The sequence below is a fragment of the Mucilaginibacter sp. 5C4 genome (assembly GCF_034345625.1).
GTDB lineage: Bacteria > Bacteroidota > Bacteroidia > Sphingobacteriales > Sphingobacteriaceae > Mucilaginibacter > Mucilaginibacter aurantiaciroseus.
This window is the reverse complement of sequence record NZ_CP133775.1, coordinates 1,001,445-1,015,853: the sequence shown is the minus strand read 5'-3', so window position 1 is coordinate 1,015,853 and position 14,409 is coordinate 1,001,445. Positions and strand designations below refer to the sequence as shown.

Annotated in this window: 12 protein-coding genes; 6 read left to right on the top strand and 6 right to left on the bottom strand. The window is 45.9% G+C overall.

Going from position 1 to position 14,409, the window contains the following annotated elements; all coding sequences use genetic code 11:
- Positions 1-21: 21 nt before the first annotated feature.
- From RHM67_RS04655 to RHM67_RS04645, 3 genes are read right to left on the bottom strand one after another with little or no spacing between them, the layout of a single operon-like run.
- Positions 22-735 (bottom strand): DUF5683 domain-containing protein, encoded by a 714-nt coding sequence (locus RHM67_RS04655; RefSeq protein WP_322230951.1) that lies wholly within the window; start codon positions 733-735, stop codon positions 22-24.
- 4 nt (positions 736-739) lie between these two features.
- Positions 740-1,654 (bottom strand): ParB/RepB/Spo0J family partition protein, encoded by a 915-nt coding sequence (locus tag RHM67_RS04650; protein ID WP_322230949.1) that lies wholly within the window; start codon positions 1,652-1,654, stop codon positions 740-742.
- An 8-nt stretch (positions 1,655-1,662) separates the two neighbouring features.
- Entirely contained in the window at positions 1,663-2,466 is an 804-nt protein-coding gene (locus RHM67_RS04645) for an AAA family ATPase (protein ID WP_322230948.1), read from the bottom strand.
- Positions 2,467-2,725: 259 nt separating this feature from the next.
- Here RHM67_RS04645 and RHM67_RS04640 point away from each other — a divergent pair, with 259 nt between their 5' ends.
- The 4 genes from RHM67_RS04640 (at position 2,726) to RHM67_RS04625 (ending at position 5,376) form a co-directional block, all read left to right on the top strand.
- Positions 2,726-3,247, top strand: a complete 522-nt coding sequence (locus tag RHM67_RS04640; RefSeq protein WP_322230947.1) for an NAD(P)H-dependent oxidoreductase — start codon at positions 2,726-2,728, stop codon at positions 3,245-3,247.
- Between the two features lie 69 nt (positions 3,248-3,316).
- On the top strand, positions 3,317-4,051 hold the full coding sequence (locus RHM67_RS04635) for a hypothetical protein (protein WP_322230946.1): 735 nt from the start codon (positions 3,317-3,319) through the stop codon (positions 4,049-4,051).
- A gap of 87 nt (positions 4,052-4,138) precedes the next feature.
- A complete protein-coding gene (locus RHM67_RS04630) occupies positions 4,139-4,543 on the top strand; it encodes a hypothetical protein (protein WP_322230945.1) in 405 nt (134 codons plus the stop codon).
- Positions 4,544-4,683: 140 nt separating this feature from the next.
- Positions 4,684-5,376 carry a hypothetical protein gene (locus tag RHM67_RS04625; protein ID WP_322230944.1) on the top strand — a complete coding sequence of 231 codons (693 nt, stop codon included), beginning with the start codon at positions 4,684-4,686 and terminating at the stop codon, positions 5,374-5,376.
- A gap of 3 nt (positions 5,377-5,379) precedes the next feature.
- Here the strand turns inward: RHM67_RS04625 and RHM67_RS04620 are convergent, their stop codons facing one another.
- Both RHM67_RS04620 and RHM67_RS04615 read right to left on the bottom strand, forming a co-directional pair.
- Entirely contained in the window at positions 5,380-7,326 is a 1,947-nt protein-coding gene (locus tag RHM67_RS04620) for a gliding motility-associated C-terminal domain-containing protein (RefSeq protein WP_322230943.1), read from the bottom strand.
- 96 nt (positions 7,327-7,422) lie between these two features.
- On the bottom strand, positions 7,423-7,956 hold the full coding sequence (locus tag RHM67_RS04615) for a gliding motility-associated C-terminal domain-containing protein (protein WP_322230942.1): 534 nt from the start codon (positions 7,954-7,956) through the stop codon (positions 7,423-7,425).
- A gap of 146 nt (positions 7,957-8,102) precedes the next feature.
- Between RHM67_RS04615 and RHM67_RS04610 the strand changes: the two genes are divergently transcribed.
- Both RHM67_RS04610 and RHM67_RS04605 read left to right on the top strand, forming a co-directional pair.
- Entirely contained in the window at positions 8,103-9,416 is a 1,314-nt protein-coding gene (locus RHM67_RS04610) for a sorbosone dehydrogenase family protein (RefSeq protein ID WP_322230941.1), read from the top strand.
- Positions 9,417-9,490: 74 nt separating this feature from the next.
- Positions 9,491-11,569, top strand: coding sequence for a TonB-dependent receptor (locus tag RHM67_RS04605; RefSeq protein ID WP_322230940.1), 2,079 nt, complete (start codon positions 9,491-9,493; stop codon positions 11,567-11,569).
- Between the two features lie 259 nt (positions 11,570-11,828).
- Here RHM67_RS04605 and RHM67_RS04600 read toward each other — a convergent pair whose 3' ends face one another.
- Positions 11,829-14,378 (bottom strand): family 20 glycosylhydrolase, encoded by a 2,550-nt coding sequence (locus RHM67_RS04600; RefSeq protein WP_322230938.1) that lies wholly within the window; start codon positions 14,376-14,378, stop codon positions 11,829-11,831.
- Between the last annotated feature and the right edge of the window lie 31 nt (positions 14,379-14,409).

Below are 14,409 nucleotides of genomic sequence, written 5' to 3'. Positions count from 1 at the left end.
TAAACTTTATGCTTTAAATTATTAAAGCGTTAGGGTTAATCTTAATCCCGGCATAAATGTACTGTTAAAATTCGACGCTGCATAAACAGGCTGCCCCATTAAGGTTGGGGTAACTTTAAAAGAAAGGTTATTATCTACCGTATAAGCATTAATAAATTTAGCGGTGATGTAAGCCTCTACCGCCTGTATGCCCCAAACGGCTATAACACCCAGTATACTTATCTGAAAGTTACGCTGGTAGCCGTTTGCCGCGCTTTCAAGATCGGTGTTTGATGCGCCGTAGTTTACCACATAAAGGTCGTACTCGCGTTTGTATTTAATGTACGAATCATAAAGCCTGTCTCCGGGCACAGGCACGCCGCCTGTCCGCGTTATTTTTGCAAGCGCCACAAAAATCGTGTAATTTTTTTGGTTCACAATAATTGCGTTACCCAATAAGCCAAGGCCGGCGTAAATAGCAGGCACTTTTAAATACCATAATTCGCGATTATAATATTGCCCCCATCCGGGGATAATAAGCGAGCGCTTTACAGCCAGGCTTGGGCTGTGCGTACTATCGGGGTGGTACTCTTTTTCTTTTTTTATTGGCGGGGCAAAGGAAGTTCTCCTTACCGTATCAACCTTTTTAACAACGGTAGTATCCTTTTTAGCTTTCGCGGTTGTATCGGGGTTTTGGCCCATTGCAAAAAAGGCAAACCCTAAAAATAATACAGTAGTTAAAAGTTTCTTCAGCATGTGTTTACCAATCCAGCATTTCAAGTATACGGCCCAGGTCGTCTTCGGATAAGAACGGAATTTCGATACTTCCATTGCCTTGGGCGTTAACTTTTAGTTTAACCCTGGTGCTAAACTTTGAAGCAAGGTCGTCCTGTACTTTTTGTAGCTGATAAGTAAGCGTTTCCGGCTGTTTGCCTTCTTTCTTTTGCGGCGCTTTTTGGATCTCGCGCACCATCTCCTCAACCTTACGTACCGACAGCTCATTTTTGATAACCTGCTGGAAAATATAAATCTGAACAGTTGGGTCATCAACAGCCAGCAAAGCCTTTGCATGGCCCATACTGATGCCACCATCGCGGATTGACGCCTGGATGGTTGGCGGCAATTTTAAAAGCCTTAGATAGTTGGTAACGGTAGAGCGGTTTTTGCTTACGCGATCGCCAAGTTCTTCCTGTTTAAGGCTGCACTCATCAATCATCCGCTGAAAGCTCAGTGCTACCTCAATAGCATTCAGGTTTTCGCGCTGGATGTTCTCTATCAACGCCATTTCCAGCATTTGCTGGTCATTGGCGGTACGTACGTATGCCGGGATCTGGGTAAGGCCCGCCATTTTTGATGCACGTAACCTGCGTTCGCCCGATATTAACTGGTACGAATGCGAATTAACACGCCTTACGGTAATAGGCTGGATCAAGCCCTGTAATTTTATCGAAGCCGATAGATCGGCAAGGGCCTGCTCATCAAACTCGGTACGGGGCTGGAAAGGGTTAACCTCTATCTCGCTTATCTTGATCTCGTTCACCGACCCCAGGCTATCTGTTTCTGATACCGGGTTTGATGGGTTGGAATAACTGTTCTTATTTTGATTTACGCTTGGGGAATCGTTTAGCAGGGCGCTTAAACCTTTTCCCAAGGCGTTTCTTTTTTCTGTACTCATTGTTATTGTTAAGCTGTTACGGTAGTTGCCAGTTCCTCGTTACTAACCAGGCCATTCTTACGGATGATCTCGCGGGCAAGGTTTAGATAGTTAACAGCACCTTTACAGTTTGCATCGTGCATAATTACGGATATACCAAAGCTTGGCGCCTCGCTTAAGCGGGTGTTACGCTGTATAATGGTATCAAACACCATATCTTCAAAGTGGGTGCGCACCTCATCAACCACCTGGTTAGATAAGCGCAGGCGCACATCGTACATCGTTAATAAAATACCTTCTATCTGCAAGGTGGTGTTCAGGCGCGATTGTACAATTTTGATAGTGTTCAGCAATTTGCCCAAACCCTCTAACGCGAAGTACTCGCACTGTACCGGGATAATAACCGAATCTGCAGCGGTAAGGGCGTTTATGGTAATTAAACCTAACGACGGAGAGCAGTCTATGATGATAAAATCGTAATCGTCGCGGATGCTTTCTAAAACCGCTTTCATTTTATACTCGCGGTTTGGCAGGTTTATCATTTCTATCTCGGCACCAACCAAATCAATATGCGCTGGCAAAAGGTCGAGGTTTGGTGTTTCTGTTTTCTGGATAGCTTCGCGGGGGTCAACATCGTTAATAATGCACTCGTAAATGCTATTTTTGATATTGCGCGGGTCGAAACCGATACCCGATGTTGAGTTAGCCTGCGGGTCGGCATCTAATAGTAAAGTCCTGTATTCCAGCACTGCTAAACTTGCGGCAAGGTTTATAGATGATGTAGTTTTACCAACGCCACCTTTTTGGTTAGCTAAAGCAATAATTTTACCCATTATATATCTCTAAAAAATTAAGTCTGTGGTATATTACGAACGAAAAACAGGCACATAAATTTCTATGTTTGTACTGTTTTTTTATCCGCCGTTAAAGATACGGATTTAAACAATTGAGAAATTAACAGTTTTGCCAACTTACAAACATATTTGTGCGTTGATGGTTGGTGAGTAGAGCGTGGTGAATGGTTGCTTTTATAGCTATCTTATCCTACATTAACTACTCTTTATTCACTACTCATCATTCACCAAACACACCATGGTCACCATCATAGCATCAACAAACCGCGCCGGGAGTTCAACCTTAAAGCTTGCCCAATACTACCATAAGCAACTTGCAGCAAAGGGTCTGGAAACTACCTTGCTATCGCTGGCCCAACTGCCGCCAAACCTGATAGAAACCGACCTGTACGGCAAACGCAGCGAAGCCTTTGGCGAGATCCAGAAGATAATTACCGCTACCGAAAAGTTTTTATTTGTGATACCCGAATACAACGGCAGCTTCCCCGGCATTTTAAAGGTTTTTGTTGATGCCTGCAGTTTCCCCGAAAGTTTTTATGATAAAAAAGTGGCGCTGGTTGGTTTGTCATCGGGCAAGTATGGTAACATCCGCGGTGTAGACCATTTTACGGGCGTTTGCCATTACCTTAACCTGCACGTAATGCCGCTAAAGATCCACATCCCATCTATCCGTAAGGAAATGGACGAACAGGGCAGCATCACCCCCGAGGACACCCTAAAATTCACCAACGAGCAGATGGATAAATTCATCAAGTTTTAATTAAAACTAAGTTTTTAGTGTTATTGATGGGGAATTTGGATATATTCATCCCACCAATTATCATAATTAATGAAACTTATATACAAGCTGCTTATAGCATTACTGCTATTCCCCGCACTTTCTTATGCCCAGGGTAATTTTAAACCCGGTTATGTACTCACCTTAAAAGGCGATACCCTTAAAGGCTTTATAAGCGAGCATGAGTGGGACTCCAACCCAACATCGGTAACCTTTAGGGCCGATACCCTTCATGCGCAACAAAAATATACCGTTGCCGATATTAAACAGTTTACAATAGATAACCGTGTTACTTACAAAAGTTTTACCTGCCAAATAAGCCTTGCCACGGTAGAAGAGAACCACTTGTACGCCAAAGATACCACCACTAAAACCGCTACGGTGTTTTTAGAAGAACTGCAGGCCGGCAAAAACTTATCGCTCTACGCTTATACAGATGAAACCAAAAAACGCTTTTTTGTGACCGAAAAAGGCACTGCAACACCCCAGGAATTACTTTACAGGGTTTATGTGCTTCCCGGCAACGAGGGGCGCACTAAAACCGATAATATTTACGCGCAACAACTTGGTAGCCTTGCCTTAAAATATGGCAGCCTAACCGATAAATTACAGCGCACTTTAGACGACCCGGAATATCGCGAACCAAACCTTGTTAAAATGGTATCGCAAATAAATGGCATGCATAACCCTACCTTTGTAAAAAAGAAAACGAATTACACAAAAGCAACACTTGCTGTTCTTTTATTTAGCGTTATTGCTTACCTGGTACTTTTCAAATCCCATTAATTAATAATGACAGTACATTTATACGAATTAATCTGCCCATGAACCTAATTGTCGTAAACAAAGTAAGCCCCTAAACCTAAACTATTAATGAAACACTTGTGCTTTTTTCCCATTTTCGCTATATGCTTCGCACTCTCTGCATCGGCACAAAGCAACTATAAAACCGGTTACTATATTTCGTTGCAAGGCGATACCACAAAAGGGTACGTTGATTATCGCGAATGGGAGGAAAACCCCGAAACAATTGATTTTAAACCTACCCTAAACAATAACCAGCGCCAACACTTAACACCCCAAAATGTAAGGCTGGTATCTATTACCGGCTTTGATATTTATAAAAGCCACACCGGGAGTGTAAGTGCTGATGTACCCGGCGGCAACGACAGGGATACATCGTTCGAGCAAAAAACCGTTTTTTTGAAATTGCTTACCCGTGGCAATAAATTGGCTTTGTATGAGTACCGGGACGGTGTTAAAAGCCCTTTTTTATAGCAATTGACAATGCCGCCCCAACGGAACTTATCTATCGTTCGTACCAGCAAAATGATAGGAATATTGATGAACGTACGTATCGTAAGCAACTAAGTGTTATTGCTTCACAAAACCAGAAACTGAGTGATGATGTTAACATCTTGATACAGCGGACAGACTATAAAGAGGAGGACCTGGTTAAAGTGATAAATAGCATAAATGATAAAACCGATAACGCAGCGATAACAGCCTATGCACAAGACTCAAAAGCATTTAGCTTTTATGGCGGGGTAGCGGCTAACATAACTTTTTATAAAACCGACGGAGGCTTTAAGGCTGCAGGTGCGCCCGATGCTACATCTGTTTTACCAAAAATACTTGCCGGTTTAAACTTTTATATAAATCCACGGATACAAAAAGTGGTATTAAGGGTAGAAGCAGGGTTAGCCCTGGGCCGTTATGCTATAGGATACACCAGTAAAGATTCGCCATATGATGAAGTGGTTTTTAAATTTAACCAGGTAACCTTATCTGTTAGCCCGCAGGTACTTTTCACCGTTTACAACAAGCCAAATTTCAAATTTTTTATGGGCGGGGGGCTGCAGGCATCCCTTAGTACCTACATCGGCAAAGAGTTTCGGAATGCCGACGGAACGCCAAGCACGCTGGCTTCACAACCGTTCGATTCCTTTACCACAGTAACACCTGCTTTAGTTTTAAAAACTGGTGTGCTAATCAATAAAAGAGTTGAGATAAACGCCGGATTTTTAAGTGTCACCGATGTTACTCACGACTCTTATTATCACATAAGCACCTATGGTGCCCAATTGGGTATTAACTATTTTTTCAAATAATTTTTACCGCATCAGCAACACCCACCCGGAAAGGTTAGGCGTGCCGTTTTTAAGATCTATCACATAATAGTACGTATCGGCGGGTAACTGGCTGCCATTTAACCTGCCATCCCATGGTTTGCCGTAGCCCCTGCTTTGGTACACGCGTTTACCGGTGCGCGTATAAACAGAAATTACACAATCGGCGTAGGTCTCCAGGGCTTCAATATTCCATATATCGTTTATGCCGTCGCTATTTGGGGTGAATGATGATGGTATAACTAACTTTTCGTAAACCCTTATAAAAACCTTGTCTTCCTTTTCGCCACAATTATTGCCTGAGGTTACGGTAAGGGTATACGTAATATCGTGCAGCGGCGTGGCAACCGGCGTTAACGAATGCGGATCGTCCAGGTAATCAGCCGGCGACCAATTGTAGGTAGCTATATCACCCGTGGCGCTGCCATCCAGTTTTACAGATTGGCCCTCAAATATTTTTTTATCGCCGCCGGCATTAACTATAGGTACCGGCAAAACATCAACCTGCACTGTTTTGGTGCTAAAGCAATTACCGGCACTGGTAACGGTAACGGTGTATAAAGTTGAAACCGAAGGATTGGCGAAAGGAGTGGCTGAATTAGGATCTGACAGGCCTGCCGCAGGCAACCAGCTATAGGTAACCGCATCTGGTGCCGATGCCGTTATTAACGAGCCTATACCCGCGCAAATAGTTTGCGGGCCGCTTACATTTATAACGGGTTTTGCATTCACTATTACTGTTACATTTTTAGGCGTTATACAACCCGCGGCAGATATTACATCTACATGGTAAGTCCCAGCCTTATCTGCCGTCATATTTGGTATAATCAGCTGGTTTTGAGAAGTTTCTGGCAGGTTTGGCCCCGTCCATTTATAGGTTGCACCTCCTGTTGCAGTAAGCGTGAGCGCATCGCCCTCGCATATGGGTTGCTGCGACGGAAGGCCATTTACTACGGGATAAGCTGTAACGCTAATAGTGACGATATTTGAGTACACCCTGCATTTAAGGGAATTGATATTCTCTCCTTCGGCAGCACCCAAACGGTATTGGTAAGCCCCCAATACGGCATCGGCAGGAAAAACACGGTCGAGCGATTGGCCCGTCTCATTGTTTATATCCGCCCAGGTATCGCCATTATTAGTGCTTAGCTGCCATTGGTATTTTGCATCACTGTATCCTGTTGCCGGTGTTGATGTTAAATGGTATGATGCCGCGTTACTCTGGCAAACATTGTCTTTTGTAAAACTAACATTTCCTCCTATGCCCGCCTGTATAACCGGCCCATAGGCCCTAAAAGCAATGTCATCTAACAATAGATCGTTGCCATTGCCACCATCTGCATTATTTACTATCCGTATCACCACCTGGGTTACGCCTGGCTTGGTGGTAAAAGTGGTACCGTATTTTACCCAGGCATCTTGTGCGGCACTTTCCGGAATGTCCCCAGTATCATATTGCTTTATAAGCGTACCATCAACCTTTTCTATTATAAAAGATATATTCGGTTTAATAGTGGCGTCGCCCTTGGGTACAATTAAATTCAATATATAGGCAGAAAACTCATATTTGGTGTTTTCACAAAGTGTACCCACGTCTATTTGCTGTTTAAAAAATTCGCCTTTGTTGTAAGATGCATTAACAATCATCATATACCCGCCAGGGTCGCCGGTGTGGTCATGCGTAACCGTGTGCCAGTTGTTACCAAAGCACCCGTTTGTGCTGCTTGCAACTGCATAGCTACCATCGGGCGGGCAGGTATTTGTAGTAAAAGTATAATTGGTTGATAAGGCTACCGCCGCCCTGGTGGCCGAACCAAAATCTTGTGTAAATACCGGGTCGCCCAAGCTACCGTCACTTACCTGCGCAAATACCTGCACATTAATAAATAAAAATCCCAGGAAGATTAAAAACTTTAGCTTATTAACTGGCATGGCGTACTGTTGTACAAAACGGTAGCATCAAAAATATAGCTTTTTAGCAAAGTTGCGCTTAACAGCCAAATTAAATTAACGGTGCGCTATGCAGGGCTATTTCAAAAGTATTACCCAGCCAAATCGCCTGGGTAAATTATTCTTCAGGTCGATAATGTAATAGTAGGTTCCGCAGGGCAACGCCTTGCCATTTAATACTCCGTTCCATTGTTTGGCATCCCCAACCGTGCGGAAAACCTCGCTCCCTTCGCGGGTAAGTACCGTAAGCACACTTTCGGGGTAGGTAGATAGTTTATCAATATGCCAGGTGTCGTTATAACCGTCGTTATTGGGGGTAAATGTTGATGGTACCACCAGTTTTTTAAAACCCCGTACGTGCATCGCATCTTCAAAACCTACGCCGCAATTATCGGCCGATTGTACATTGAGGGTATACGTGACATCATCGGGCGGGTTAATTTGGGGTGTGAGGGATGTTGGGTCGTCCATATAATCAGGCGGCAAATACGGGCCGCCAAAACCAAAGTATTCAGTAAGCACAGGGTCGCCCAGGCTGCTTTGGGCCCCAACCCTTAGGGCTAATAGTGCGGCAAGCGCCGATAGTATTAACGCGCGTTTAAAGGCTAGCATTGGTGCTGATATACAGGCTTATCCAAATTTATTATTTTTTGACAGATAATTAGCGTTAATTGTTTGTAATAAGGGCTTTACAAACAATTGATCTATTAAAACAAAAGCAAGTGCAGGCAGGTTAATTCTCCAGCAAAACATCACTTATGAAAACTTATATAGCCTGCATAGCCGGCATTACCTTATTAGCAGCAAGCTGCAAACAAAAAAAGGTGGACGCCTCTAAAGCGGCAGAAGTAAATACGCCCACCAAACAGGAGGTAAACCTGCCTGCACCATACGAAACTAAAGCCGTGCGTAATTATTGCAAAGTTATTGCATGGCCCGCAGGCAAAATGCCCGTGGCCCCGGCAGGGTTCGGGGTTAATTTATTTGCCGATAGCCTGAAAAACCCCCGCAATATTTATGTGGCCCCTAACGGGGCTATTTTTGTAAGCGAAGCCAATACCGAAGTGAAGGGCGTTAAAAAAATAGGTGCCAAAATTATTGGCGCGGCCGCATCGCAAAACCTGGGTAAAAGTGCCAACCAGGTAACCATATTGCGTGATACCAATGGTGATGGCGTGCCCGATACCCGCGGGGTATTCTTAAGCAACTTGAACCAGCCCTACGGTATGCTGATATTAGGTAACTCCTTTTACGTGGCTAATACCGATGGCCTTTGGAAATACGATTACAAAGCCGGGCAAACCAAAATAACTACCCCGGGCAAAATGATATTATCGTTGCCTGCGGGAGGCTACAACAACCACTGGACACGTAACTTGCGCGCCAATGCCGCCGGCACTAAAATTTACGTGGCGGTAGGCTCGGGCACTAACGTTGCCGAGCACGGTATGGCGGTTGAAAAACGCCGCGCCGATGTGTTAGAGATAAACCCCGATGGCAGCGGCGAACGCGTTTATGCCAGCGGTTTACGCAACCCCGCGGGGATAGATTTTCAGCCGGGGACGGGTGTACTTTACGCCGCGGTTAACGAGCGTGATAATTTGGGCGATGACCTGGTGCCCGATTATTTTACCAGCGTTAAGGAAGGCGGCTTTTATGGCTGGCCATGGGCTTACTTTGGGAAACACGAAGACCCAAGGCTTGAGGTAAAACGCCCCGATATGGTTGCCAAAACCATTACGCCCGATCTGTCATTAGGCCCGCACACGGCATCTTTAGGCTTGGCGTTCTATACCGGCAAAAAGTTCCCGGCTAAGTATGACAACGGCGCGTTTATTGGTCAGCATGGGTCGTGGAACAAATCGGTTTTGTCTGGTTACAAAGTTGGCTTTATACCTTTTGTGAACGGCAAGCTCGCCCCAAAAATGGAAGACTTTTTGACCGGCTTTATTGCCGACCTGGATAAAAAAGAAGTTTATGGCCGCCCGGTTGGCGTGGCTGTTGCCAAAGATGGCTCGCTGTTGGTTGCCGATGATGTGAGCAACCGCATCTGGCGTGTGAGCGCTAAATAAACTATTTGTAATATTATTTAACAAGGACAGCCAATACAGTATAAAGGGCTATTTTTGCTTTCCATACCCCGCACATGATAAAACGTTACTTAAGTTTATTTTCAGCTGTTATATTCTCGGTTGCTGCTGTGGCGCAAACCAAGCCTATTGCTAAACAAGACACCTCGCGGCAGTTAAAGCAGGTTACCATAAAGGCCTACTTATCCGAGCAGCCCGTGCTAAGTGTGCCTGCATCTGTTAGCGTGCTTGGGTCGGCACAGCTGAAATTGCAGCCCGATAATTCATTTGTTACCGCGCTGAACACCTTGCCGGGTGTACGTGCTGAGGAACGCTCGCCGGGGAGTTACCGCTTGTCTATCCGCGGTAGTTTGCTGCGATCGCCGTTTGGGGTGAGGGATGTAAAAGTTTACTTTGATGAGATCCCCTTAACCGATGCAGGCGGCAATACTTATCTGAATACTATCGATATCAGCAACATCCGCCACATCGAGATCCTGAAAGGGCCGGATGGGAGCCTTTTCGGGGCTAATTCCGGAGGTGTGGTTTTGCTTAGTCCGGTTAACCGTACAGACAGTAATTATTTATCCGCAGGCATCAACGGCGGCTCGTATGGCTTGTTCCATGAAAAGGTGTCGCTGCAAAATACGGGCGCTAAAAACCGGTTCAATTTCAATCAATCGTACCAAACGTATGATGGCTACCGCCAAAACAGCCGCATGCACCGCACCTATTTGCAGGCCGGCGATGCTTACCAATACGCACCGCAAAGCGAATTACGTGCAACCGTGTTATACTCTGATCTGGATTACCAAACGCCCGGCGGCTTAAACCTGGCACAAATGCAGGCCGACCCGCGCAGTGCAAGGTTACCAACAGCTACGCTGCCGGGGGCTATCCAGCAAAAGATCCGCATCAATACCAAATTACTTTTGGGCGGCCTGGTGAACAATGCACAGCTTACCAACCGCATCCGCAACGTATTGGCCGTTTTTGGTAACCACGTAGATTTTGCCAACCCTTTCATCACCAATTACGAGCAGCGTAAAGAGAATACCTACGGCGCACGCACCTACTTTGAACTGGCCGCCATCCCGCAGGAAAATTTCGACTGGAAACTGAACGTGGGCGCCGAGTGGCAGCAAACCAACTCGCAGATCAGCAACTATAATAACAACGCCGGCGAAAAGGGTAAGGTGCAAAAGATAGACAAGATCAACACCGGGCAGCACTTTTTCTTCGCGCGCTACGCGGCGGATATTTTCAAACGCTTGCATGTAGAGGCTGCCGCAAGCTTGAACTACTACGGCTACAAATTCCGCAACATTGCCCCGTTGAATGAGGCTAATTTTACCGACCGTAAATTTGATGCGGTGGTGATGCCGAGACTGGCGCTGTCTTACCAGATCACCAATGATTTTATCTGGCGGGCGTCGGTTAGCAGAGGGTACTCTACCCCTACTACTGCCGAGGTTAGGCCTACCAATAATATCATCAACACCAACCTGCAGGCACAATCCGGCTGGAACTACGAAACGGGTTTCCGACTGCGTAATAAAGATGAAAGCCTGCTGCTGGATGCGTCGGTATTTTATTATAGGTTGGATAAGTCTATCGTTCGTCAGCTCAATCAAAACGAAACGGAGTACTACATTAACTCGGGAGGCACCAACCAACCCGGTTTTGAACTGGCTTTTACCGATTGGTTAATCAAACGCAACAACAACGGTATCATCCGCGGGTTGCAATTCAATACTTCACTTACCATAAGCCGTTTCAAATTCAGAGATTATAATGTAGCGGGGGCAAGCTACTCGGGCAACCGTTTAACGGGTGTACCGCGCGAGGTTATTGTATCATCGCTGCAAACGCTTTTCCCGCAAAGTTTCGCGTTGTTCGTGCAGCATAATTACACCTCAAATGTCCCGCTGAACGATGGCAATACCGTTTACGCGCCCAAGTATCACCTGCTACAGGCGAAGGCCTCCTGGCAGCACAATATCAGCCGTAAAACCCGTTTGGAGCTTTACACCGGTGCCGATAACCTGCTAAACCAGAAATACAGTTTAGGTAACGATCTGAACGCAGTGGGGAATAGGTATTATAACCCTGCGCCGCTAAGGAATTACTTTTTTGGGGTGAACCTTAATTTATAGTGTTTCCAACTCCCTCATTGCTGTTGACTTTAGTCAACGGATAACTTAGAGACAAGCATTGGCTTTAGCCAAACCATGCGAACTTTGGCTAAAGCCACAATGCCGCATGCCTAAATCCGTCCCATAAATGGGACGGCAATGATACCTGCGTAAGAGTTTTTAGTGAGGCCGCCAACTACATAGGCAATAAACAAATAAGGCTACCCATTAGGCAGCCTATTTGTTATGTCTTTCCATAGACTATTGACCATCGACTAAACTACATCGCCGGTTCCTGCTTATTCTGCACTTCGGCTACATTCCCGCCGCGCCCTTTGGCATCGAACGCGCGGAACTTGATGATGCCGTTCGCAGGGATCGGTTTCTCGTAAACGGGGCTGTTCGCGTCCGGCTCTCTCCCGTTTGTAGTGTAGCGTATCGTCATCCCCGGGAATTGGATATTACTTTTGTATTTGCCGTCTTCTAAAATAACACCCGGCTTAGGGATGCGGAAGTTATAACCGCCGTTATAGTAGGCTAATCTTGGCAATTCACGTTTGCCTAATATATTCAGGAATTTGCTCCAGTCGGCATTGTACATTTCGCGGGCTTTGGTGGTATCGCGTTCGGTGGCCCAGGCCGGGTCTTTCGCCCAGGCACGTTCTGCCAGGCCTATCAGCTTAGGGAAGATCATGTAGTCCATCCGCTGGGGTGTTTTCACGGTCTCGGCCCAAAGCGCGCCTTGTAAGCCTATGATATTGGTTTTGCCGTAATCGGTTAAACGTTGTTTGCCTATAAAGATGTTGCGGTTTATCGGCAAGCCGTTCTTGTCCACGTCCGCATTTTTGAAGTAATCGTATGGGATAAATGAGAAGAATTTATCTATGCCTAAAAACGCGCCCCAGTAGTAACCCGGCTCGTCCCACGATTTGTAGTTGGCCATATCAAAATACAGGTTGGTTACACAGGTAAGCACGGTTTTGTAACCACCGTTCGCCAGTTTGTAGGCCAGGTCTTCCTGCCCGTCGCCAAGCACATTGTTCCAAACATCCACCTGCATTTTTTCGCCCGAAAACTGCGGATTAGGCACATAAGTATTTTGCCCGTCCACCAATGTTTTACGCAGGGCCATTTCTTCCCAACCCGCCAGGCGAATGTTGCGTTTCTTCAGGATGTCGTTCACCCTGCCGTAGAAGTAGTACCACAGGTCGCCCGTGTTTTGGATCTCGGGGTTGCTTGCTTTCAACGCCAGGTATGATGGCGACTTCTCCCACACATGCGGCGGCACTTCATCGCCACCAAAGTGTATGGCAGGCAGCGGTGCACCTGCTTCTTTATACATATTCACCAGGTCGCTAACTACGGTTTCGATATAGTTATAGGTTGATGGCATCGAAACATCTATCACGTTATCGTTCCAGTATTGTACCGAGCGATAATCAGATTTATCGTTTACATCGCGCAGCAAATTACGTTCGGCACCTGCTTTATCGCCGGCGGCTAAAAGCCGCTCGTAACGGGCGTCCATCGCTTTGATAGAGGCGCGTGCATGGCCGGGGGTCTCTATCTCGGGCAATACGTTAATGTGGCGTTCGGTAGCGTATTTCAGGATCTCGATATAATCGGCCTTGGTGTAAAAACCTGTACCGGCTTTGTTATCAAAATCGGGACCGGAACCATGCGATGCCGGCAGGAAGCCTTTGCTATCTAAAGTATGCCCGCGTTTTGAACCAACAGCGGTCAGTTCCGGCAGCGACGGGATCTCTATCCTCCAGCCCTCATCATCGGTGAGGTGCATGTGCAGAGTGTTCAGTTTGTAAACACCCATCAGGTTTATCAGTTTAAGCACCTGCTGTTTGCTCTGGAAATTACGTGCAACATCCAGCATCACCGCTCGGTATGGGAAACGGGGTTCGTCCTTAACGCTGATGCAAGGCACGGGGATACTGGCCTGTGCTTTCATCCATGGTGATGCCGAAATAGCTGTTTTGAGCGACTGGATGCCATAGAATAACCCTGCCGGGGTTGATGCCGCTATGGTGATATCATTCGGCGTAACATTTAAAGTATAAGCCTCCGCACCTAAAGTCGCGTCTTTTTTAAAGATGATCTTTTTTGTTATTGAACCACCTTTAAGCTTACTGCCCAGTAACTTTTCAATATCGGTAATGAAATAGGTTTTCTCTTTGGTGAAAAGTGGGTCGCTTACAATAGACACCGCATTGGTGATCACAAAGCTGCCTGCATTCTCCTGGTAATTTACCGGTGTGGGGATAATTTTTTGCAATTGCGATGCCGGGATATCCTGAACGATCTTGTTTTGGTTGTATAAGATCTCGGGCGTAATTAAGCCCTGGTAAGTTGGGTTTAATGGTTTGATGGTAAAATCGCCGGGCCGGTAACCTTTGGCTGGTTCGGCATCCCATACAAAGTACGGGCCTTCAATGGCATCGGTAAAGTTTACCACCACGGCGTCGCACACATAATCTATACGGATGCTTTCGCCGGGTTTTATGGCTGTGAATTTATCGTTTGGGATGATGCTGTACAAGTCGCCGGTTACCTGCAAGATCCTGGCGTTACCGCTAACCGCGTCCGCAATAAAATTACGGGATGAGTTGAAATAGATCTTCCAGCCGCCTGCCGGCATGGTTTGTTTCCCTTTATTGGTGATCACCAGCGAGGTTAACGCCTCATGCTTGTTTAGATAATTGTTATCTAAAACTTCCCAGCTTAGGTGCAAATCTTTAGTATCAAAAACGGGTGCATTGGCTAATACTGTTACAGTGTTTATTGCAACAAACAACAATAGGGTAAGAAAACGGCGCATCAGTTTATATTTAGGTTTATAAGCGTAAATA

Excerpts from the sequence above, each read along its gene's own strand:
- RHM67_RS04655 (WP_322230951.1), bottom strand. The coding sequence starts at position 735 with ATGCTGAAGAAACTTTTAACTACTGTATTATTTTTAGGGTTTGCCTTT.
- RHM67_RS04650 (WP_322230949.1), bottom strand. The coding sequence starts at position 1,654 with ATGAGTACAGAAAAAAGAAACGCCTTGGGAAAAGGTTTAAGCGCCCTG.
- RHM67_RS04645 (WP_322230948.1), bottom strand. The coding sequence starts at position 2,466 with ATGGGTAAAATTATTGCTTTAGCTAACCAAAAAGGTGGCGTTGGTAAA.
- RHM67_RS04640 (WP_322230947.1), top strand. The coding sequence starts at position 2,726 with ATGGTCACCATCATAGCATCAACAAACCGCGCCGGGAGTTCAACCTTA.
- RHM67_RS04635 (WP_322230946.1), top strand. The coding sequence starts at position 3,317 with ATGAAACTTATATACAAGCTGCTTATAGCATTACTGCTATTCCCCGCA.
- RHM67_RS04630 (WP_322230945.1), top strand. The coding sequence starts at position 4,139 with ATGAAACACTTGTGCTTTTTTCCCATTTTCGCTATATGCTTCGCACTC.
- RHM67_RS04620 (WP_322230943.1), bottom strand. The coding sequence starts at position 7,326 with ATGCCAGTTAATAAGCTAAAGTTTTTAATCTTCCTGGGATTTTTATTT.
- RHM67_RS04615 (WP_322230942.1), bottom strand. The coding sequence starts at position 7,956 with ATGCTAGCCTTTAAACGCGCGTTAATACTATCGGCGCTTGCCGCACTA.
- RHM67_RS04610 (WP_322230941.1), top strand. The coding sequence starts at position 8,103 with ATGAAAACTTATATAGCCTGCATAGCCGGCATTACCTTATTAGCAGCA.
- RHM67_RS04605 (WP_322230940.1), top strand. The coding sequence starts at position 9,491 with ATGATAAAACGTTACTTAAGTTTATTTTCAGCTGTTATATTCTCGGTT.
- RHM67_RS04600 (WP_322230938.1), bottom strand. The coding sequence starts at position 14,378 with ATGCGCCGTTTTCTTACCCTATTGTTGTTTGTTGCAATAAACACTGTA.